Below are 22280 nucleotides of genomic sequence, written 5' to 3' on the forward strand. Positions count from 1 at the left end.
TCCCTATCCAATGGTGATCTTGTCGAGGTTGGGTCCCCCGTTGGCCGTCGTGGCGGTCGTCCTGATCGTGTTGGCCCCCGCGGTGAGCTGGACGGTGAGCGTGGCGGTCTGCCAGGTGTCCCAGTCGCCGGTGCCGGTGAAGTCGCGGGTCACGCCGGCGCCGTTGACCGCGATGGTCATCGGCCGGTTGACCGTGGTGCCGTTGGCGTAGCGGAGCGTCAGCGTGGCGCTGCCCGCCTGCGCGGCGGTCACGGCGAACTCCACGTACGAACCGGCGACGTTGTCGAAGTTGACGAAGCCGGTGCCGGTGAAGCCGGTGTGGTTCGACTCCACGACGCCCTGCGAGATCGTGGCGTCCTCGGCCTGGTAGTCGGTGCCGCCCCCCGAGGCGGTCGCCACGTCGATGTAGTCGATGTTCGGGTTGCCGTTCGCGGTCGTGGAGGTGGCCCGGAGCGTGTTGGTCCCGGCGTTGACCGGGACCGTGAAGGTGTCGGTGGCCCAGGTGTCCCATGTGCCGGTGCTCGCGTAGTCACGGCCGGCGAACACCGTGGTGCCGTTGACCGCGATCGCCGACGGCCGGTTGACCGTGGTGCCGTTGGCGTACCGCAGCTTGATCGTCGCCGTCCCCGCCGTCGTGATCGGGAAGGCCCACTCCACGTACGAACCGGACACGTTGTCGCCGTTGACGTAGCCCGTACCGCTGTAGCCGGTGTGGGAGTTCTCGAAGATGCCCTGCGAGATCGTCGCGTCCTCCGCCTCGTAGCGGCCCGGCGGCGGTGGCGTGTCCGCGCCCGGCAGGCCCCAGGCGGCGCCCGGTTTGGCGATCGGCACCGGCGCGATGACCAGGTCGGGGACGGCGCCCGCGTAGACGAGCACCTCGCGGTCCTTGGGCAGGGCGATGCCCAGCACGCCGCCGCCCAGGTCCTGGACCGTGGCGGGAGTGCCGTCGTCGAGCACGGCGGTGACCGTACCGGTCAGTCCGTGGTCGAGCTTGAGCGGCTCACCGGCCAGGCTCCTGACCCGGATGAAGCGGGTCGTGCCCGCCTGCCGTACCGCGGAGACGAGGAACGCGCCCTGCGTGCGGAAGTCGTGCAGCGTGACGTCCGGCCACGACCCCGGGACGGCGGGGAAGACGCGGACGACGCCGCCCCAGCTCTGGCAGAGCAGGTCGTGGATCGACTGCGAGGCCGACAGCGGCGTCTCGATGACCGGCCCGGCCTCGGTGTAGTGGGTGTTGGCCCGGCACGGGTAGGAGGTCGAAGGGTCGAAGAACTTCAGCAGATAGGACAGCGCCGTGTCGCCACGCCGCATCATGGCGTACATGGAGGCGGCGCCGGTGTAGCTGTAACCGCGGTGGGCGCCGGTCAGGGCGTGCCAGCGCACGATCGACTTCTCGATCAGCGCGCGGTTCCCCGTCTGATCCCAGTTGACCAGGTAGAGGGGATAAATCATCAAAAGGTGGGAGTAGTGGCGGTGGGACTGCGCGTACGGCGTGCTGCCGCCGATCATGTAGCCGTTCGTGTCCGTCGGGTACGCCACCAGCGTGCTGAGCACCTGCTGCCACCTGGTCTTCAGCGGGTCGTCGATGCCCAGGCGGCTCGCCGAGTCGAGCAGCGTCTGGCAGCCCCACCTGATGAGGGCCAGGTCGTAGTTGGTGTCCTGCGGCGGGACCACGGGGTACTCGGGCGACAGCGTGCTCGGCAGGTGCAGCTTGCCGTCACTGCCACTGGCCAGGAAGCGCAGGTAGTAGTTGATCGCCCGGCGCAGCAGCGGGAACAGCGTGTCCCGCAGCAGCGCGTCGTCCATCGTGTGCCGGTAGGACAGCCACACGTTGTGCAGCGCCCACGTCAGGTCGCCGACCTCGGCACCGCTGCCCGGCGTGCCGACACTCCGGTTGGCGAACATGTCGGAGCTGCGCCCCACGCCCGAGGAGTCGCTCCGGTACGCGCTGGGCACGTTGGCGGTGAGCTGGGCCCGGTTCTGGTCGAGCGTGCTGGTGACCGAGTCGAGCTCCAGGTGGTTGGAGCCGTGGATGAGCCAGTACTCCAGCTGCACGTTGAGGTTCCACCACACGCCGGGCCACGGGGTGGGCTCCAGCCACGGCCCGGTCGTCGCCATCACCGGTGCGCCCGCGCGGGTGGCGGAGGCCACCTTGTAGAGCTGGATCCAGTGGAAGCTCTGCAGCCGCTGGTCCGGGATGGACACGAAGCTCTTGCGGTAGAAGGCGTGCCACCAGGTCCGGTGCGCCGCCCGCAGCGTGTCGTACGTGCCCGCGTTCTGGACCTTGCCGAGCGAGGCCGGCTCCGCCGCCGTGTTGGACGGGAAGCTGTGGGCGACCGACAGCAGCAGCAGGTTGCCGCTCTGCCGGTAGGCGGTGGCGGTCTGCCCTCCCCCGGCCAGCGCCTGGAGCACCTGCTTGACGTCGCCGGTGGTCTTGGTCGTCGAGGCCGGGTTGTGCGTGTAGCCGGACGGCGGGTCCTCCGACGCCTGCCTGGGGCTGTCGGCCACCTCCGGGTGGAACGTCCATCGCACCTGCTCGCTGCCCGTGACCGAGGCGCTGGCCACGAACAGCTCGTCGTGGATGAACGCGGTGAACGTGATCTTCCCGGAGGAGGTGGTGACGGTGCCGGTCAGCTCGGCGTCCCACAGGCTCAGCCGCCAGTCGACGGCGGTGATCGTACCGACGGGGTCGAGCGTGAGATGGCCGACCGGCAGCCTGCACGTGCCGAACCCGCTGCCGAACTCCGGCCGGTGATCCTGGACGCGGCCGTGCTGGGTGGTGAAGCGGATCTTGTTGGCGTCCGGCTCCTTGTAGATCATGCTGCCGAGCAGGCCGTCGCCCAGGAACGGGCCCTCGTGCCAGAGCGTGGGCAGCTTGGCCCACCGCAGGTCCTGCTCCCGCAGGAACGCGGCCCACTGGGCGTCCGTGGACATCCGGACGTCGAGCGTCCAGGGCGCCTCGGCATGAGCGGGGGCGGCCAGTGGGCCGGTCAGCGCCGCCGCGGCCAGGGTGCCGAACGCGCCGCCCAGCACCGCCCGGCGCGTCGGCCCGCTCTCACCGCCGTCAGGTTCCATCACGCGAAATCTCCAGTTGACTCGGGGGGTGACAGGCGGCCGCGCCGAAGCGCGGCCGCCTGGTGAGGGGGCGTGCGTCACTGGATGTTGGAGCGCCTGATCACGTCGGCACTACCGTCGCCGTTGTTGTCGGAGTTGGTGGAGCCGAACCAGATGGCGCTGGCGTTCGGCACCTTCTCCACCGCGCGGAGCCGGCCGTACGTCCCGTTGAAGTAGGAGTTGACCGTCGAGACGTTCTCGCCGTTGAGCACGATCCGCCACAGCCGCTGGCCGCGCAGCGCCGCCATGAACACGGTGTTGTTCACGATGGCGATGCCGCTCGGCGACGCCTCCGAGACGCTCCACGTGTACTTGGGGTTGGTCATGCCGGAGGTGCTGCAGGTGCCCTCGCAGGTGGGCCAGCCGTAGTTCTTGCCCGGCTGGATCAGGTTGAGCTCGTCCCTGGAGGAGTTGCCCAGCTCCGACTCCCACAGCCGCCCGGCCGAGTCCCACGCCAGGCCCTGCGGGTTGCGGTGGCCGTAGCTGTAGACGCGGGTGTTGAACGGGTTGCCCGGCGCGGCCGCGCCCGTCTTGGTGATGCGCAGGATCTTGCCGTTGAGCGAGCTGAGGTCCTGCGCGTTGCTGCTGGCCTGCGCGTCGCCCGCGGTGACGTACAGGTAGCCGTCGGGGCCGAACCTGATGCGGCCGCCGTTGTGGTAGCGGTTCTTGTCGATCATGCCCTGCAGGATCGCGCTGTAGCCGCTGAGCGTGGTGCCGTTGAAGTTCATCTTCGCGACACGGTTGCCCTCGGAGGCGGTGTGCATGAAGAACACCTCCTGGTCGGTCGTGCCGTTCCAGGTGGGCGAGAAGTCGAGGCCCATCAGGCCGCCCTCGCCGTCGGTGGTCACGGCGTTGGGCACGGTGCCGACCTGCGTCTTGGTGCCCGACGGGGTGATCTTGAACACCTTGAACGAGTCCCGCTCGGTGACCAGCGCGTACGAGCCGTCGGGCGCCCAGGAGATGTCCCAGGGGATGTCCCAGCCGCCGGCGATCGTGGTCGGCGTCTGCGGCACGGTGCCACAGCTACCGGTCGTGAACGACGCCGACGCCGTGCTCGGGGTGGAGAGCTGGTTGGCCGTGTCCCGCGCGACGACGTCGAGCTGGTAGGTGTGCGCGCACTCCAGCGGCACGCTGGTGCTGGTCGCGGGCGGCGTGCCGGTGACCGTCTGCAGCACGGTGCCGGTGGCGTGGTCGCGGACCAGGTAGGCGCGTACGCCGTTGTCGTCGGTCGAGGCGGTCCAGGTCGCGGTCGCCGAGGTGGGCTGCACGGCGGTCACCGTGGGCTGGCCGGGCTGCGACGGCGGGTCGTCCGCGGGCGCGGGCAGCGTGCGGCAGTTGGCCTCAGGGCTGCTCAGCGACACGTTCCCGGAGGCGTCACGGGCGAACACCGAGATCTGGTACGGGAAGTCGGAGTTCAGCCCCGTCACCGTGTACGGCGGAGCGGGCGCGGTGGCGATCTGCGTGCCCTGGTGGAAGATGTCGTACGCCACGACGCCGACGTTGTCGGTCGAGGTCGGCCAGTCCAGCCGGATGCTGTTGTAGGTGATGTCACTGCAGACCGGCTGCCCCGGGGCGGTCGGCTTCTCGGTGTCGCCAGGGCCGCTGACGCGCAGCCGGTCGAGGTTCGGCCCGCCGTTCGCGGTGGTCCCGGTGGCTCTGATCGTGTTGCCGCCGGCGGTCAGCGTGGCGTTGACGCTGATCTCCTGCCAGGTGGTCCACGCCCCGGTGCCGGGGAAGGACTGACTGGCCACGACGGCCGTGCCGTTGACCGAGATGCTCATCGGCCGGTCGGTGGTCGTGCCGTTGGCGAAGCGGAACGTCAGGGTCTGCGGCCCGGCACTGGCGGCGCTCACCGCGAACTCGACGTAGGAGCCGGCCACGTTGTCGTAGTTCACGAAGCCGGAGCCGGTGTACCCGGCGTGGTTGGACTCCACGACGCCCTGGGAGATCGTCGCGCTCTCCGCCTGGTAGTCGGTGAAGTTCGTGGAGGCGACCTCGGCCTCCAGGTAGTCCCAGTTCGGGTTCCCGCCCGCGCCGGCGGCGGTGGCCTTGATCGTGTTGTTGCCCGCGACGACCGGCGCGGTCAGCGTGACCGTCGCCCAGGTGTCCCAGTTCGTGGTGGCGTTGAACGCCCGGGCCGCGGCGACGACGGTGCCGTTGACCGAGATGTCGCTCGGCCGGTTGGCGCTGGTGCCGTTGGCATAGCGGAAGGCCAGCGTGGCGGTGCCCGCGCTGGGCGCGTTGATCGTCCATTCGACCGAGGATCCGGCGACGTTGTCGCCGTTGACGAAACCGGTGCCGGAGTAGCCGGTGTGGTTGGACTCCACGACACCTTGCGTGATCGTGGCGTTCTCCGCCTCGTATCGAGTGGGCGCCGCGGCGGCCGGAGGGGCCACAACCGTCAGCGCCCCGGCGAAGAGCGCGAGGACACCGGCGAGGACGCGGTACCTGCGTAAGTTCATCGATTCACTCCTGCGGGGGGTGGTATCTCGGGCGAGAGATTGGAGCTTTTCATCGTGTTCCCACAAATAGTCACAACCGTCAACAGATTCTTGATCTTGGAACGATCCAATCTTTAGGAAACTTTCCTAACGCCACTCTTCTTTTGATCGAGCAAAGATCGGATGTCATACAGCCTGGACAGCCGGATATTCCGGATGTTTGGCTATGGATCAGGCGAAAGGTTGGATCTGTCGCTCGACCTATTCGGCGGTATTCCCCGCCTTGGGAGTGGTCAGGCGATATCACAGGTCAGAAGCACACAGGTGAGACATAGGATGTCTTACCTGTGCGCTCACCAGCGTCAGGAGAGTCGCGTGCCCCTCAGAAACCGACATCGAGTCATCGCCATAGTGGCCCTCGGTGCCCTGCTGGTCCAGCCCGTGCCCGCGGCCGTCGCCGCGGCCACCCTCCACGAAGCCGAGAACGCCACCATCTCGCAGGGCGTCGTGGAGTCCAACCATGCCGGGTTCACCGGCACCGGTTTCGTCAACTATGACAACGTGGCCGGCTCGGCGGTCGAATGGACGACCGACTCGCCCCAGGCCCGCCAGGTGCGACTGGTCCTCCGGTACGCCAACGGCACCACCGCCGACCGGCCCATGAGCATCACGCTCAACGGCACGACCATCGCGGCGAACCTGTCCTTCCCGGGCACCGGCGCGTGGACCACCTGGCGGACGGTGACGCTGCAGGCCTCACTGGCCGCCGGCCCGAACACCGTCAAGGCCACCGCCACGACCGCCAACGGCGGCCCGAACGTCGACTCGCTCACCGTCGACGACGGCACCTCGACCGGAACCGACTGGTCCAAGGCCGTCATCGACTCCACGATGGCCCGCTTCACCCCCAGCTCACTGGGTGGCTGGGGCTACACGCAGGGGTTGTACCTGTGGGGGCAGTATCTGGTCTGGCAGCGCACCGGCGACGCCCGCTACCTCCAGTACATCAAGGACTGGGCCGACCGGTTCGTCGACAGCTCCGGCAACATCTCCAACAGCTTCGGCAACCTCGACAGCATGCAGTCGGGCAACGTCCTGCTCGCCCTGTACAAAGAGACGGGCCAGGCCCGTTACCGTACGGCCGCCACCAAGATCAGGACCCGGCTGAACACCTACCCGCGCACCTCAGACGGCGGCTGGTGGCACTCCACCTCCGACTCCCGGCAGGGCCAGCTCTGGGGCGACGGCGTCTACATGGTGGATCCGTTCCTGGCCCGCTACGGCGCCTGGGTCGCGGCCGACACCTTCACCCGCACCGAGCCCGCCAAGCAGATCGAGGTCTACCACAGCCACCTGCGCCGCTCCTCGGGCACGGCCGCCGGGCTGCTGTACCACGCCTACGACGAGCCCGGCGGCCTGACCGCCTCCTGGGTGAAGCCGGCGCTGGGCAACACGAACGGGATCTCCTGGTGCCGGGCGATGGGCTGGTTCGGCATGGCCACCATCGACATCCTGGACCTCCTCCCGGCCGACCACCCGCAGCGGGCCGCGCTGATCGACATCCTGCGCGATCTGGTGCCCGCCTACGCCCGCTGGCAGGACCCGGCCACCGGCCGATGGTTCCAGGTGGTCACCGAGACGTCGAACTCCGCCAACTGGACCGAGACGTCATGCTCGGCCATGTACACGTACACGATCTCGCGCGCCGTCGAACTCGGCTACGTCGACGCCTCGTACCGCGCCAACGCCGACCGGGGCTACCAGGGAGTGCTGAACAAGGTGTCCCTCGGCCAGGACGGACGGACGAACATCGTGGACATCAGCGAGGGCACCAACGCGAGCGACTCGCTGAGCTACTACTTCAACCGGGGACGCCCGGTGAACGACTTCCACGGCCTGGGCGCCTTCTTGATCATGAACGAGCAGATGATGCGAGTCGGCCCCGGCAACTGACCCGCGCGGCTCCCCCTGGGACCGGCGCAGCGCATGCGTCGGCCCCAGGGACCGGTCAGGCCTTGCCGCTCCGCTGAAGCGCCTTGGTGAGCTCTTCCTTGGTCATGGATGAGCGGCCCGGGACCTTGGCTTCCTGGGCTCGGTGGTACAGCTCCTCCTTGCTCAGCCCTCTGCGTCTGTTGCCGCGCCCCGCCGGAAGGCCGTGCTGGATCTCTTGCGCCTTGCGCTCGCTGAAGGCCCGGCCGAGCTCCTCCAGGCGCTCGCGGGGAACCGCCTTCTTGAGCGCTGGAAGGATCTCGCCCTCCTCCTCCTGAACGTGGTGAGTGACCGCCTGAACGAGCTCGGCCAGCTGGGTGTCGAACCGCTCCGTGTCGGGCTGGACGTCCAGAAGTTCGAGCAGCATCCGCTCGGCCGCGTGGTGTTCCTCCTCTCCCTCTCTGACCTGGTTCTTCTCGCTGGGGACGGTCTTGGCGATCTCCGGGTAGATGAGTTCCTCCTCCCCCCTGGAGTGGGCGACGAATTTGGCGGCGAGTTCGGCCAGGAGTGCGGGACGATCCTCGGTGTCCTTCTTGAGGCGGTCGAAAAGCCGCTCCACGTCGCGATGATCTGCCTTGATCATGCTGATGGCATCCAATGTCATGGCTGCCCCCCTCTCTGGCGCCCCCGGTACCCGGCGAGGACGGCCGTACGCGGAGTTGAAGGACAACGGAACAGCTGTTTGCGTTTCTTGGGTACTAGCGACGGGGTGTCTGATAGATCCCGTCTTGTCGGGGTAGCGGGATGACTGCCGAGCAGTAGACGGGAGTCGCACATGAGCACAATGGTGGGAAACTGGAAGATGGCGATCGCCGACGGGTGCCTGCCCGGCGACCAGCTCTACCTGTTCAACATCAGTCCCGGCAACGCCCACGTCGAGCTCACGTTCTGCGCGGAGGGCGGGCAGCCGCTGGGTCCGTTCCGCCTGCGCGTCCCCGCACACCGTACGCAGGCTCTGGCCCTGGAGGACCTGGTCGATCCGCACGACCTGCCACCGGGCCAGTCGTACTCCGTCGTGGTGGTCTCGGACATGCCGGTACTCGTACAGCCTGAGCCGGCGCGTCCGGACGTGCCGAAGCCTCGGCGAACAGCGGCCTGACAGATCGTCAAAGGCACGGCGGCGGGTACTGTTCGAACTCCAGGGGGACCACATTCAGCGCGCCCCCCGATTCGCGGCAGATCTGGCCGACCGGATCAGCGGCGATCCCCGTACGCCACACAAGCGCATGGTTCCCGGGATGGATGCTACCGACCAGCAGCGCACCGTCGGCGCTGAATGACAGCTCCGACGCACGGGACGCGGTCATCGACTCGCCGATCTGGCGCCCGGTGCGGGTGTTCCAGAACCGGACAGTCTCGTCGCCTCCGGAGCTGGCGATGGTCCGGCCGTCGGGGGCGAAGGCCAGCGCGATGATGTCGGCCCGGTGCCCGACCATCGGCGTTCCTTTCGGTGTTGCCGTGCGCACGTCCCACAGCCGGATCGTCCCGTCGGAACCTCCGCTGGCCAGGGTGGCGCCGTCCGGGCTGAAAGCGAGGGTAGCCACCAGGCCGGTGTGGCCGTGCAAGAGATCGGGCAGAGGCGCGCGGGCTCCGGCGGGCCAGAGCCGGATGCCCAAGGGCGTCGCCATGGCGATGGTCGTGGCGTCCGCATTGACCGCCATGGCCGTCACGTTCTGTCCCAGAGGGTAGCCGGTCGAGCGGCCGGAGCGCAGGTCCAGCACCCGCACACCTTGCGAGTCCGTGGTGACATAGGCGAAGAAGCTTCCATCGGAGGTGAAAGCGGCCGGTACGGTCGGCAGGGTGTAGTCCACATGATGCTCGGCGAGCACCTGGTGAGTGGCGGCATCCCAGAGGCGGACCTTCGCGTCCGCCGACGCCGTGGCCAAGCGCCGACCGTCGGCGGACAGCCACACGCGAGCGGCGTACTTCCCCCTGATGTGCGAGCCGATTCGCTTGCCGCTGCGCATGTCCCACAGCTGCGCTCCCAGGGAGGAAGTCGCCGCGGTGAGCAGGCGGCTCCCGTCACCGCTCAGGGCGGCCAGATCAACGCCGAAGCCGTCGATCACGGGTGGGATCACCGTCTGCCGTACGGTGAGATCCCAGCGGCGCAGGGTGCCATCGAGGCTGGAACTGAGCAGCGTCCGTCCGTCCGGGCTGAAGGTCATGGCGCTGACGCCGGCGGTGTGGCCGGTGAGTGGCTGCCCGAGTTGCTCGGCCGACACGGGATCCCACAGCCGGATGACACCTTGCAGGTCCCCGGCGGCGAGGATCGTCCCGTCGCGGCTGAAGGCCAGGCTCGACGCCTGCGCGTCCTCGCGGGTGTAGGAGAGCTGGAATCGCCTGGTGGCGACGTCCCAGCTACGGACCTGGCCACTGGTCGTCGTGGTGAACAGGTACCGGCCGTCCGGGGTGAAGGTCAAGGCGTCGACCGTGGCCAGCGCCCCTTCGGTCTTGATCGGGGAGCCGCGCGGGCGCCCGGTCCGGGCGTCGAGGAATCGGATGTCGCCGTTTCGCCCGCCTGCCGCGATCGTCTCGCCGTCCGGGCTGACGCCGATCGCCGTGACCTCGATCATCCCGGCCTTGATGGCCGAACCGATCTTCTGGCCGGTACGGGCGTCCCAGCGCTGGATCCGATCGTCGGAGCTCCCGGTCACCAAGAGGTCGCCGTCGCGGCTGAGGTCGGCGGCAGTGAAGCCGAAATAGGGGATGGTGACATCGGGCGCGGTGCCGCGCCAGAGCTGGACCCGGTAGCGTCCCATTCCCGCGACCAGCCGGCCGTCGCCGCTGATGGCGATCTTGTCGACGCTGTCCTGGCTGCGCAGCGTCTTGATCCGGGCGAGCGTGCCCGCGTCGCGGATCTCCACTCCGTCGCTCACCCCGGCGAGCACCGTACGGCCGTCGGGCGCGTAGAGCATGGAGGATAGGGACGACTCGACGTGCACGCTCGCCCGGCCGGGTCTGGAGACCGCGGCCCGCAGGGCGTGCTCGGCCTCGGCCGTGTTCGCGATCCGCCTCGCCATCACCGCCAGGCGTCGCGATCGCTCCGGATCGGCGTCCGCGATCCGTTCGCTGTCGGCCGCCCACTGCTTCGACAGCGCCAGATTCCGCTCGCTGGTCGCCCGGCCGGCCGCCACGAACGCGACGCCGGCCGCCACCACGGAGATCACCGCCAGCATGGCGAGCGCGACCACGACCCGGCGCCGTACCCGAGCCCGTCTGGACTCCCCCCGCAGCGACGCCTCGAGGAACTCCCGGGCGATGCCGGAGGCGGGCGGGTGGCGGCCCGGGTCGGCCGACCAGCCCTGGCTGGCCGCTCGCACGGTCGCCAGCTTGGTTCCCTGGTACAGCAGCGAGCTGTCCCGCTCGTACCGCTCCCACTCCTCGGCGCTCCTGGTGAGCTCGCCGAGCAGGATCCGGCTCGCGATGTCGTCCTCCAGCCACGACCGCAGGCGCGGCCAGGCGTGCAACAGGACATCGTGCGAGAGCTCTAGGCCGTCCTCGGTGAGCACGAGCAGGCGTTTGCCGGTGAAGGCGGCCAGCACCGGCGCCAGGTCCGTGCCCACCTCCGAGCGGCGCACCCTGCGCCGCGACAGCCTGCCGTCCGGCTGGACGGCGACCGCGCGCCTGACCAGAGCGCGGGCGAGGACCTGCTGGTCGGGCGACAGCGCCCCGTAGACGGCCTCCGCACTCGACTCGACCGCCGCCAGCACGCCGCCGCTCGTACCGTAGCCGCGAATGGTCAGCCGCTCGCCCTCGCGCGCCTCCCAGGCCAGCAGCATCGCCTGTGACAACAAGGGCAGCGTGCCCACCTCGTAGGCGCCCGTCGCCGACGGGGTGCCGAGATCCTGCAACAGCAGATCGACCAGACCCGGCTCGATGTCCAGCCCCGCCGCGACCGCGGGCGCCGTGACGGCCCGGCGGAGCTCGGACTCGCGCATCGGACCGACGATGAACTGGGCGTCCGCCAGGATCTCCGCCAGCTCGGGATAGGCGGCGCAGTGCCCCCAGTAGTCGCCGCGCACACCGAGGACGACCAGCACCTGCGGATCGGGATCTGTGACCGCGGCCAGGAGCGCCGTGACGAACGCCCGCCCCTGCTCGACGTCGCCGGTGAAGATCTCCTCGAACTGGTCGACCACCAGCACCAGCCGCGAGCCCGGCAGTCCGTACTCGCGCCGGTGAGCCAGCACCACCTGCCGGAAGGTCAGGCGGGGCGAGCTCCGCAGACCTTCGCGGACGACCGAGGAGTCACCACGGCCCAGCGCCGCCAGGTGGACGGCCAGCTCGTCCAGGGGCGTCGGCGTCGGCGTCAACATGAGCTGCGGCCACTCGTGTGAGCCCCGCACCGGCAGCAGCCCCCGGTCGATCGCCGGCAGCAGCCCGGCGCGCAGCAGCGATGACTTGCCCGCCCCCGAAGCCCCCGTCACCGCCAGCAGCGCCACTCCGGACAGCCGCTCGGCCAGCTTGGCCACCAGCGCCATGGTCATCCGCTCGCGGCCATAGAAGATGTCGGCGTGCTCCTGCTGGAAGGGCCACAGCCCCCGGTAGGGGCAGCCACCGCTCCACCTCCCCGGCCTGCGAGGGGCGGGATCGGCGTCGGCCAACCGGGCCAGGTCCTCCCGGATCCGCAGCAGCTGGACCGCCTGGCGGCGCAGCCGCTCGCGATCGTCGCGCTGCTCGATGCCCAGCTCGTGCAGCGTCCGATGGATCTGCGAGGCGCGATCGCTCACCCTCTCCAGCAGCGACCGGAATCCGGCGAAGTCCGCCCCCAACTCGGCGAACGCGTGCGCCAGATGCCGTTGCAACCGCTCGTCGCCGGCGTCCACGGCCGCTTCGAGTGCCGTACCGGCCGTGTCGAGGCGCTCCAGCACGCGGGCCAGCTCCGCCTTGAGCTCCGCCGCGCCGGGCCCGGAGGCCAGCGCGTCGGAGAGGCGTTCGGCGAGCTCGGCCTCTATCTCGTCCTCACTCGGCGACCGGCCGCCATTGCGGCGGCGCAGCGCCTCCACGGCTCTGGTGATGACCTCGCTGAGAACGTTCGTACCGACACCGGCGACGACTCCCACCGCGGCGCCGCTCAGCGGGACCAGCGGGGCCAGCGCGCACGCCGACAGCGCGGCCAGCAGCGCGTACGGCGACAGCCTGACCAGCGTGCTGCCCGCACCGGCGACCCGCGCCCGCACCCGCCCACCACCCGCCACATCCGGATATCGCCAAAAGAAGGACCTTCGTTCCCACAGCCCTCAGCCGCACCTGGGTGTGGTGGGCCGCGTGTGGGAGTTCTTCTTACGGGTGATCCTGGCGATACGGTTGAGCATCATGAGATCGGTCAACGTCATGATCGCGGCCTCCCTCGTAGCCGTCCTCTCGGGATGTGCCGGTGAGGCGGACGGCTCGGCGACACCGGAGCGCCCCGTCCAGACCACCACCCCGACTGCCACCCAGACCCCCTCCCCGCAGGCGGCGGCCATGGGGGTGCCCGCGCCTGATGTGCGCATCCCCACCGACCCCGTCAAGCTGGCCGACGCTCTGAAGGAGACGTCCACCGCGCTGAACGAGGCGATCGACGGCTGGACCAAGGGCTCGCAGGAGCAGCCGCCGCAGGACGTCGTACTGCTCTCCCTCCATCAGCAGCGCATCTACCGCGCGATGGCCCGGAACACGACGCTGACCCAGGGCGTCGTGAAGCGGCTGCCCAAGGGGCTGGCCGCTGAGGCACGCGACAACACCACGGCCATCGCGAAGCTGCTGTCCATGGCCCACCCGATCAGCGCGGCGCAGCGCAAGCGGATGCGCCTGGCGGAGCCGCCGCCCGCCGAGCCCCTGCGCGGCTACATGACGCGGGCCGAGAAGCGGTTCGGGGTCGAGTGGGAGGTTCTCGCGGCGATCATGCTCGTCGAGACGAAGTTCGGCCGGGTCAGATCAGCGAGCTCCACCGGGGCACAAGGGCCGATGCAGTTCATGCCGGGCACGTGGCGGCAGTACGGCCTGGGTGGGGATGTCCACAACGCGCGTGACGCGGTGTTCGCCGCGGCCAACTATCTCAAGGCGTCGGGGGCGCCGCGAGACTACCGGCGTGCGGTGTTCGCCTACAACCATGACGCCCGGTACGTGGATGCCGTCCTCGCGCACGCCCGCCAGATCAAGCGCGACTCGCGCAGCTTCTACGCGTACTACAACTGGCAGGTCTTCGTCCTGTCCACGCAGGGCGACGTCCGCCTCACCGGCCCCCGGTGACGAGTCCGCGTCGCCGCTGGACCTGGCCGGGTTGGTGGATGCCACCCAGCTGCGGCAGTAATCGGCGCCACTGCCTGCCGACAGCTTGTAGCGCTTATTTCACCTATGTACGATAGGAACGTGGCAGCCCAGAAGGGGGACATGGCTTGGGGGGCCTCGAAAGGATCACGCAACCTACGCTGGACGTACTCGAAGCTCTCGTCCGCGCTCACGACGCCGACGAGCAGATCCACGGGTGGGCGATCATGAAGGCGACCCACCGCGCGGGCCCCACCGTGTACAAGGTGCTCGACCGCCTCGAAGACGCCGGATGGATCACCGGCGCATGGGAGGAGCTCGAACCGGACGCGAGCCGCCCCAGGCGCCGGTTCTACCGGCTCACCGGCGAAGGAGTGCCTGCCGCTTGGGCGCTGTTGGCGGAGCGACGTCCCGCCGCCGTCAAGACGCGCCCTGCGTTTGGTTTCACGGCGCTTCGCGTCCTGCGGACGGGTGACCGATGACCACCGAGATCGTGATGCTCATCGTCGGTGTACTCATCGCCGAATGCACCGAGATAGCGCCATGGCTGGCCAAGCGGCTCGTACGCTGGTCCACCCACCTACGCTACGCCGATCAGATCCGGGCCGAAGTTCGCGCCGAGGAACTCGAAGCGGTCATCGATGCCCGGCCCGGCAAACTCTTCAAACTGATCACCGCATCCGTCTTCGTATTCCAGGCAGCCATGGCATGGGCATTCCGCCGTACCCAACACACCTGGTCTCGTGCGCTGCACGCCCGCAACCAGCGTCTGGCGACGAAGATACGGATCGAGCGCCAGCTGGAGATGACAGGCGACATCATCACGCTCGCCAAGCGGTTCGGAGGCTCAGCGAACGGCCTGCCAGGACTCGACGATGGGCTGGCAGTGACTATCCACGAGACCGAGGCACTGAACTGCGGCTTATCGTTAAAGGCCGCAGATCCGGCCGTCACGAGAGTGTTGGTCAGGAGGGCGAAGCGGAACAAAGACCAATATGTCGTGCAATGGGTTCGGGACTCGCCAATCACATCTACCGATTGACCCACACTGGCCCAACCGCGTGCCGCCGCTCACCCGAGTCGTGGCCGCAGCACCATTCATTGGTCCGCGACCGACTTTCACCAGCGGATCCAGCGGCTTACGCTCGTCCATTTCGGCAGGTCAGCTGCGGTTATTCGGATGGCGGGCCGCTGATCGGCCGCGCCGACACCGTCATATGGGGCGCGTGGGGTGTCGTTGACGAGCGTCCGGTGCCGGCCACTGGTGATTATGACGGCACGGTGTGGTTGGAGGATCCGGTCGCACGTAAGTCTTTCAACGCCCCGCTGACCACCACGTCGGAGGTTAGGATCCAAGTGACAAGGCCCTTGATGGGTGGGCGCGCGCAGTCGCCCGCGAACGGAGGCCACAATGGGATGGGACCTCGCCATCAACCTGGCCGCGTCATTCATCGCGTTCCTGGCCGGATGGTTCTTCCGCACGAGCGTGAAGCGGCGCAGGGAACTCCGACCGGCCTCACGTGTCTGGAAGCTCAATCCATCGCTGCCGACCAGCATCGTCACGGGGGACGGCCCGGTCATTGATGTCACCGATTACATGACCCAGACGGTCTGGCCGGCCGAATATGCCGCGGCAACCGAAGTTTCGCTTTATCTGGCGCGGGTCTTCGGCTGCCGAATGGACCGGATCTGCACGGCCGAGCGTTTTCCGAAGGATAAGGCGCTCGAGGGGAATCTGATCGTCATCGGCGGACCTGTCAGGAATGAGGTGTTCCGTGCGCTGGCCGAGAGGATTCGGCTGCCATACTCATTCTCCGGGTTCGACCTCATCCGCGCCGATGACAAGCACACGTTCTCCGCCAGGATCTCCAACGGCAAAGTGGACCGGGACATAGGTCTGGTCGTCTTGGCCCAGAATCCCTTCAATCAGAAGGCACGCCTGGTGATGCTGGCAGGATGCCGGGTCTTTGGTTCACTCGCCGCCGCCCGCAGTGTGGTCGACCCGCTTATTGAAGAGACGTGCGCTCGGCTCACCGGAGGAGACTCCGCGTGTTTGGTGGTGGAAGTGGATGTCATCGATCAATATATCGCCCGCCCAAGGGTGGTCGACTGCATCCCTCTATCCCGTTCACTTCATATGGAGCGCCTCGATCCACCCGGCTCCGGGGATGCTCTACCATTGTAGTTCGGTGTCTCGAGATGGTGGTGAAACCGGTGGATCTTCATCAGTTGCCGACGGTGGAAGCTGCGGTCATTCTGGGAGGAGGTCTGGACAAAAACGGGAAATTGACGAAGCTCGGCACGGACCGGCTCGATAAAGGTGCCGAGCTGTGGAGATCTCGGCCCACCACCCGACTGATCGTGATGGGCGGCCATTACTGGTGGTGGAGTCCACGGGCGGAGCGTTCGGAGCAGCTCACCTCACAGCTACGCGCCGAATATCTCCTGAGTGCGGGGGTGCCGGAAGACGCGATAGTCCAGGCCGATGGCGAGGCCAGGGACACCATCAGCGAAGCCTTCGTCGCGTCGGTCGCGATCGCCGAGCTGAGCGTCGGGGGCGTGGCGCTGGTGACTTCGGACAAACACATGTATCGAGCTTTCTATGTGTTCACCCGAGTGTTGGGGCCAGAAATCCCCTTGATTCCCGTTGAGGTGCCCTGCGGAGACCTGCTGAATGACGAAGAAGAAGCGGCTTACCTGAGTGCGACGAGGCGGGAGATCGAACCCTTGGGCAGTCCGGTTGCGGTTCCGCCGAGTTGGGAGGAATGGTACCGGAAACACGAGGAGATGTACGAGGAGTTCGCGCGCATCAGAGAGCACTTCGCCGCACAGGAGGGGGCGGCCAGCCAGGCCTACGGCTCGAACGGCAGCACCTGAGGATCCACGCTAGTGAAACACCAGCATATCCATGCTATCGACTATCGGAGCGGTTCCCGCGTCCGACTTCGCATCGTGAATCAACGCCCGCAACCCTTTGGCGAACTGGTCGTCGTCGAGGGGAGCAAGGCTGGAGTCCGCCCGGACTCGCACCCGCTTCAGGAACACCCGCATATCGGGGGCGGTAATCTGACGGACGGATTGCAGGGAGTGCAACTCGAAACCGGCCTTGGTGAATGCCGAACAGGCGGCTTCGAGAGAGGGTGACGACGACTCCACGACCTGGCGGGCGCCGGGAAAATAGTGGAACAACGTGATCCCACCGGTTCTCCCAGGGAGAATGTTGCGAATCACGACCGGTTGTCCCTCTCGCACCACTCTGCGCAGCTCCATGGCACAGCGTGCGAGGTCCGTCAGATGGTGCAGAACATGGGAAAGCCATGCTGCGGCGCACGATGCGTCCTCGAGGGGTATCTGCTCGCCACGACCACCCACATAAACGATTCCACCGCGCTTACGAGTCTTGGCGGCGACTTCCCGCATTTTCGATGACGGCTCCACTCCGACGACTCGGGTTTCGAACCATTCCGCGATGGCAGCCGAGAAGAGCCCGGTCCCCGACCCCAGGTCAAGCAGGCATTGACCGCTGAGACCGCCGAAGTGCTCAACTAAGCGCAGCCTCCACTCTGAGAATCCGTCCACCTGCGGCAGCGCCCTGCCAAGATCGTAGACCTCGGCCACATCGTTGAAGTCTAATTTCTTCACTCTGCTCGTTTTGCACCCCTTGTGGAGCATGCGGGAAATCCTTCGACGTCGCGATCGTAGCCCAAGAGAAGCAGCGCGGCTCGTACTGCCGCACATACATCGCCTCACGGCCGACTCCTCGCGAACCTTTCCCCCTTAGCCTCGCCGTTTCGGTCGAGATGCGGCCGGAAGCGGGGAGGAAATACGAAAGTGCCTTCTGAGCTGGGGCGATGAACCTTGTCGAGGGATCTTGCCGATGCCACCGGTCTGACCACCGAGAAGACATAGTCAGTCCGCACCACGTCTTCCCTATCTCCTCTGGGCTCATCGAGGCCTAGCTAGCCCGCCCACGCCCTCAGTCACCGGAATCAGGCCCGGCGACCGGCCTCTATAGAGCGCGCCGCGCCTCTATAGAAGGTGCTGGAGCACGATTCGAGAGTACTTGGAGCGCCCCGGCCGAGCCTTTCTCACAGAGGTCAGCACCTCTGGAGAAAGGACCCGACATGAGCGAGCAGAACCACCCGGCACCGACGTCCAAGAACGTCACCGGACTCCTTTTACGGCTGGGCGCGGGAGCCACGGCCACGGCGTTCCTGGCTTCGGCGCTGGTCGCCGCGACGACCGCGCCCGCCGCGGCCGTGACGCGCGGCAACATAGTCGCCGTCGCGCAGAGCCAGTTCGCCAACGCCTCCCGCAACCACGAAGAGCCGATGGGCAGTGGTTGCAACTACTACACCGGGTACTTCCGGTCCTGGAAGCCGGCGGGCGGCTGCCCGGCCACGGACGGCGTGCAGTGGCGGGACAGCGACTGGTGCGCGGACTTCTCGAAGTACGTGTGGAAGAACGCGGGAGTGCCCGAAGCCGACGTCGCCGAGACCAATGGCGGCGTGCTCACCGGCTGGGCCAGCTCCTTCAAGGACTACGGCACCAAGCACGGGACCTGGCACGCGCGTTCCACCGGTTACGCCCCCCAGCCCGGCGACGCGGTCGTCTTCGACTGGGACCAGAGCGGCGACATCGACCATGTCGGGATCGTCAAGTCCTCGAACGCCACCACCGTCTACACCATCGAGGGCAACAGCGGCGACCGCATCAAGGAGAACAGCTACTCGCGCACGAACGTCGACATCGTCGGCTATTCCGCGCCGGTGGGCGCCGAGGACGGTCCGCCCGCCACTCCCGCCACCGACGCGAGCGGCACCAGTGACGTTCGGGCCGACTTCAACGGCGACGGGCTGGACGACGTGGCCGCGTTCTACGACTACCCAGGGGCCCGGACGGTCCTGTTCATCTGGTCGGCCAAGGCCGGAGGCGGCTTCAACCCGCCCGTCAGCATGTGGGACTCGGGAGCGGGCAACTTCGAACAACCCCGCGCCAAAGCCATCGCGGGTGACTTCAACGGCGACGGACTCGCAGACATCGGCACCTTCTACGACTACCCCGGCGCCCGCACGGGCCTGTGGATCTGGACCGCCAAGACCGGCGGCGGCTTCAACTCCCCCGTCATGTCCTGGGACTCGGGCGCGGGCAACTTCGAACAACCCCGCGCCAAGGCCGTCACCGGCGACTTCAACGGCGACGGCCTCGCAGACATCGGTACGTTCTATGACTACCCCGGCGCCCGCACCGGCCTGTGGATCTGGACCGCCAAGGCAGGCGGCTTCAACTCCCCCGTCATGTCCTGGGATTCGGGCGCGGGCAACTTCGAACAACCCCGCGCCAAGGCCATCGCCGGCGACTTCAACGGCGACGGACTCGCAGACGTCGGCACCTTCTACGACTACCCCGGCGCCCGCACCGGCCTATGGACCTGGACCGCCAAAACCGGCGGCGGCTTCAACCCGCCCACCATGTCCTGGGACTCCGGCGCAGGGAACTTCGAACAACCCCGCGCCAAGCCCATCGTCGGCGACTTCAACGGCGACAACATGACCGACATCAGCACCTTCTACGACTACCCCGGCGCCCGCACCGGCCTATGGACCTGGACCGCCAAAACCGGCGGCGGCTTCAACCCGCCCACGATGACCTGGGACTCCGGCGCAGGAAACTTCGAACAACCCCGCGCCAAAGCCGTCACCGGCGACTTCAACGGCGACGGACTCGCAGACATCAGCACCTTCTACGACTACCCCGGCGGCCGAACCGGCCTGTGGACCTGGACCGCCAAAACCGGCGGCTTCAACGCCCCCACCATGACCTGGGACTCCGGAGCGGGCAACTGGGACCAGTTCCGTACCAAGCCTGTCTGATCGTGCGAGCTGGCTGCGGCGCGCAAGCCGCAGCCAGCGGACTTCTCACCTTTTTGGAGAAAATCATGAAGATCACCCCTCTCATCGCAACCCCGCGTTTACCCTTCACCCGCCGCCTGACCGTGTCGGCCGCCTTGGCCGCAGGACTCCTCGCCGGAGGTGCTCTCCCTGCGGCAGCGCAGGAGCCGACCCCCGCCCCCACCACCAGCCGCGTCCCCGGCCCGGCCGGCGAGCCGGTGCCCGAGTCGCTCGCGGCGTCACTGTCCTACACCGCCTGCGTTCCGGGCGGCGAGACCAGCGCGGACACCGCGATCGCCAACCAGGTCCGGCCGCAGATGAACGGCCCCCGCATGGGGAAGAGTGTGAACTCCTACAACGTCTCCTGCGCCCGGATCATCACGGACACGTCCAAGGGCCGAGGGCTGGACAAGCGAGCGGCGGTGATCGCCGTGACCACGGCCATCACCGAGAGCACCCTGCACAACTACACGGAGGCCGGCGACCACGACAGCCTGGGGCTGTTCCAGCAGCGTCCGTCCCAGGGCTGGGGCACGCCCGCGCAGTTGATCGACCCCGTGTACGCGACCAACGCGTTCCTCAACGCCATGCTGCGCAAATATCCGAACAACTCCTGGATGAGCGGGGACATAGGCGCCATCTGCCAGAAGGTGCAGGTGTCGGCGGTCCCGGACGCCTACGCCAAGGAGGTCCACGACGCCCAGCTTCTCGTCGACGCTCTGTGGAACGCGGGGACGACACCGTCGACGGACCCTCCGTCCGGCACCTCGGAGGTGAAGGCGGACTTCAACGGTGACGGGCTGGACGACGTGGCCGCGTTCTACGACTACCCAGGGGCCCGGACGGTTCTGTTCGTCTGGTCGGCCAAGGCCGGAGGCGGCTTCAACCCGCCCGTCAGCATGTGGGACTCGGGAGCGGGCAACTTCGAACAACCCCGCGCCAAAGCCATCGCGGGTGACTTCAACGGCGACGGACTCGCAGACATCGGCACCTTCTACGACTACCCCGGCGCCCGCACGGGCCTGTGGATCTGGACCGCCAAGACCGGCGGCGGCTTCAACTCCCCCGTCATGTCCTGGGACTCGGGCGCGGGCAACTTCGAACAACCCCGCGCCAAGGCCGTCACCGGCGACTTCAACGGCGACGGCCTCGCAGACATCGGTACGTTCTATGACTACCCCGGCGCCCGCACCGGCCTGTGGATCTGGACCGCCAAGGCAGGCGGCTTCAACTCCCCCGTCATGTCCTGGGATTCGGGCGCGGGCAACTTCGAACAACCCCGCGCCAAGGCCATCGCCGGCGACTTCAACGGCGACGGACTCGCAGACGTCGGCACCTTCTACGACTACCCCGGCGCCCGCACCGGCCTATGGACCTGGACCGCCAAAACCGGCGGCGGCTTCAACCCGCCCACCATGTCCTGGGACTCCGGCGCAGGGAACTTCGAACAACCCCGCGCCAAGCCCATCGTCGGCGACTTCAACGGCGACAACATGACCGACATCAGCACCTTCTACGACTACCCCGGCGCCCGCACCGGCCTATGGACCTGGACCGCCAAAACCGGCGGCGGCTTCAACCCGCCCACGATGACCTGGGACTCCGGCGCAGGAAACTTCGAACAACCCCGCGCCAAAGCCGTCACCGGCGACTTCAACGGCGACGGACTCGCAGACATCAGCACCTTCTACGACTACCCCGGCGGCCGAACCGGCCTGTGGACCTGGACCGCCAAAACCGGCGGCTTCAACGCCCCCACCATGACCTGGGACTCCGGAGCGGGCAACTGGGACCAGTTCCGTACCAAGCCGATCTAAGGTCCTCACCACACGCGACCGCCGCGGTGATCATCGATCACCGCGGCGGTCGAACTCATGTACGCGGCGACCACTCGATCAGGGAGTGCAGGGCCGCGGGAGCGCCGGTGGTCAGGGCCCAGTAACGATCGCCGTACGACCAGTGCCACCACTCCGTCGGGTAGTTGACGAACCCGGCCGCGGACATGACGCCGATGAGGATCTCCCGGTTGGCGCGGGCGTGCTTGGAGATGTTCGGCGCGGCCGTGTAGCAGGCGTCGTCGCTCTCCTCCGGGCTGGCGTTCACCTCGGTGCCCATGTCCAGCTCGGCGCCGTCGCCGGTGCACAGGGTGAGGTCCACCGCCGCGCCGCATACGTGCGGGCCGATGTGGGGCGGCGCCAGGGAACGGCTGGCCTGCACGTACACGTGCTCAGGCGACCAGTCGGGGTTGTCCGCGCCGAGCTGCGAGGCGTACCGCTGGAAGTACAGTTCCTGCAGCGCGGGCGGCCGGTACGCCTCGACCACGAGCAGCCGCAACCCGTCGGGCAGGCCGTTCTGGGCGCGCAGGAGGCGCTCGACGTGACCTTGGCGGACGTGCGCGTACGCTCCGCCGGGGTCGGCCATCCGCTGGTCCAGCCGCAGGCCGGGGACGGTGCGCAAGTCTGCCAGCGGCTCCGCGCGATCCTCGACGGGGATCTCGCTGATTCTGGGGTCTGACATGAGGATGATGTCCGGCACGACGCTCTCCTTGCACAGAAAAGGGGCTGTTTAGGAGGACGTTGAGCGAGGGCACTCC

15 protein-coding genes are annotated in these 22280 nt (G+C 67.9%); 9 read left to right on the forward strand and 6 right to left on the reverse strand.

Annotated features, from left to right (window positions below; translation table 11 throughout):
* Positions 1-3: 3 nt before the first annotated feature.
* Both ACGFNP_RS03480 and ACGFNP_RS03485 read right to left on the reverse strand, forming a co-directional pair.
* Entirely contained in the window at positions 4-3075 is a 3072-nt protein-coding gene (locus tag ACGFNP_RS03480) for a carbohydrate-binding protein (protein WP_393316587.1), read from the reverse strand.
* Between the two features lie 77 nt (positions 3076-3152).
* The gene (locus ACGFNP_RS03485; RefSeq protein WP_358340136.1) at positions 3153-5576 is read right to left on the reverse strand and encodes a PQQ-dependent sugar dehydrogenase; all 2424 of its coding nucleotides are present in this window, start codon (positions 5574-5576) and stop codon (positions 3153-3155) included.
* 354 nt (positions 5577-5930) lie between these two features.
* Between ACGFNP_RS03485 and ACGFNP_RS03490 the strand changes: the two genes are divergently transcribed.
* Positions 5931-7508, forward strand: coding sequence for a glycoside hydrolase family 88 protein (locus ACGFNP_RS03490; protein WP_358340134.1), 1578 nt, complete (start codon positions 5931-5933; stop codon positions 7506-7508).
* A gap of 55 nt (positions 7509-7563) precedes the next feature.
* On the opposite strand, the gene ACGFNP_RS03495 is transcribed toward ACGFNP_RS03490, so the two are convergent.
* Positions 7564-8148, reverse strand: a complete 585-nt coding sequence (locus tag ACGFNP_RS03495; RefSeq protein ID WP_358340132.1) for a hemerythrin domain-containing protein — start codon at positions 8146-8148, stop codon at positions 7564-7566.
* A 171-nt stretch (positions 8149-8319) separates the two neighbouring features.
* On the opposite strand from ACGFNP_RS03495, the gene ACGFNP_RS03500 reads away from it, so the two are divergent.
* Positions 8320-8643 carry a sensory rhodopsin transducer gene (locus tag ACGFNP_RS03500; RefSeq protein ID WP_358340130.1) on the forward strand — a complete coding sequence of 108 codons (324 nt, stop codon included), beginning with the start codon at positions 8320-8322 and terminating at the stop codon, positions 8641-8643.
* Between the two features lie 7 nt (positions 8644-8650).
* Here the strand turns inward: ACGFNP_RS03500 and ACGFNP_RS03505 are convergent, their stop codons facing one another.
* Positions 8651-12724: a hypothetical protein gene (locus ACGFNP_RS03505; protein ID WP_393314305.1), complete on the reverse strand. Its 4074-nt coding sequence runs from the start codon at positions 12722-12724 to the stop codon at positions 8651-8653.
* A 136-nt stretch (positions 12725-12860) separates the two neighbouring features.
* Between ACGFNP_RS03505 and ACGFNP_RS03510 the strand changes: the two genes are divergently transcribed.
* The 5 genes from ACGFNP_RS03510 (at position 12861) to ACGFNP_RS03530 (ending at position 16673) form a co-directional block, all read left to right on the forward strand.
* The gene (locus ACGFNP_RS03510; RefSeq protein ID WP_358340126.1) at positions 12861-13778 is read left to right on the forward strand and encodes a lytic transglycosylase domain-containing protein; all 918 of its coding nucleotides are present in this window, start codon (positions 12861-12863) and stop codon (positions 13776-13778) included.
* Positions 13779-13924: 146 nt separating this feature from the next.
* Positions 13925-14278, forward strand: coding sequence for a PadR family transcriptional regulator (locus tag ACGFNP_RS03515; RefSeq protein ID WP_393314308.1), 354 nt, complete (start codon positions 13925-13927; stop codon positions 14276-14278).
* Positions 14275-14838 carry a hypothetical protein gene (locus ACGFNP_RS03520; protein ID WP_393314311.1) on the forward strand — a complete coding sequence of 188 codons (564 nt, stop codon included), beginning with the start codon at positions 14275-14277 and terminating at the stop codon, positions 14836-14838. Before ACGFNP_RS03515 ends, ACGFNP_RS03520 begins: the two co-directional genes overlap by 4 nt.
* A gap of 369 nt (positions 14839-15207) precedes the next feature.
* Positions 15208-15981: a hypothetical protein gene (locus tag ACGFNP_RS03525; RefSeq protein ID WP_358340120.1), complete on the forward strand. Its 774-nt coding sequence runs from the start codon at positions 15208-15210 to the stop codon at positions 15979-15981.
* Positions 15982-15995: 14 nt separating this feature from the next.
* Positions 15996-16673, forward strand: coding sequence for a YdcF family protein (locus ACGFNP_RS03530; RefSeq protein ID WP_358340119.1), 678 nt, complete (start codon positions 15996-15998; stop codon positions 16671-16673).
* A gap of 9 nt (positions 16674-16682) precedes the next feature.
* On the opposite strand, the gene ACGFNP_RS03535 is transcribed toward ACGFNP_RS03530, so the two are convergent.
* A complete protein-coding gene (locus tag ACGFNP_RS03535) occupies positions 16683-17468 on the reverse strand; it encodes a class I SAM-dependent methyltransferase (protein WP_358340118.1) in 786 nt (261 codons plus the stop codon).
* 452 nt (positions 17469-17920) lie between these two features.
* On the opposite strand from ACGFNP_RS03535, the gene ACGFNP_RS03540 reads away from it, so the two are divergent.
* A complete protein-coding gene (locus ACGFNP_RS03540; protein ID WP_393314315.1) occupies positions 17921-19669 on the forward strand; it encodes an FG-GAP-like repeat-containing protein in 1749 nt (582 codons plus the stop codon).
* Positions 19670-19734: 65 nt separating this feature from the next.
* Complete coding sequence (locus ACGFNP_RS03545) at positions 19735-21504, forward strand: FG-GAP repeat domain-containing protein (protein WP_393314318.1); 1770 nt, start codon at positions 19735-19737, stop codon at positions 21502-21504.
* 55 nt (positions 21505-21559) lie between these two features.
* Here ACGFNP_RS03545 and ACGFNP_RS03550 read toward each other — a convergent pair whose 3' ends face one another.
* On the reverse strand, positions 21560-22222 hold the full coding sequence (locus ACGFNP_RS03550) for a M15 family metallopeptidase (RefSeq protein WP_358340114.1): 663 nt from the start codon (positions 22220-22222) through the stop codon (positions 21560-21562).
* Positions 22223-22280 lie beyond the last annotated feature (58 nt).

It is taken from the genome of Nonomuraea sp. NPDC049269, assembly GCF_043197155.1.
Taxonomy (GTDB): domain Bacteria; phylum Actinomycetota; class Actinomycetes; order Streptosporangiales; family Streptosporangiaceae; genus Nonomuraea.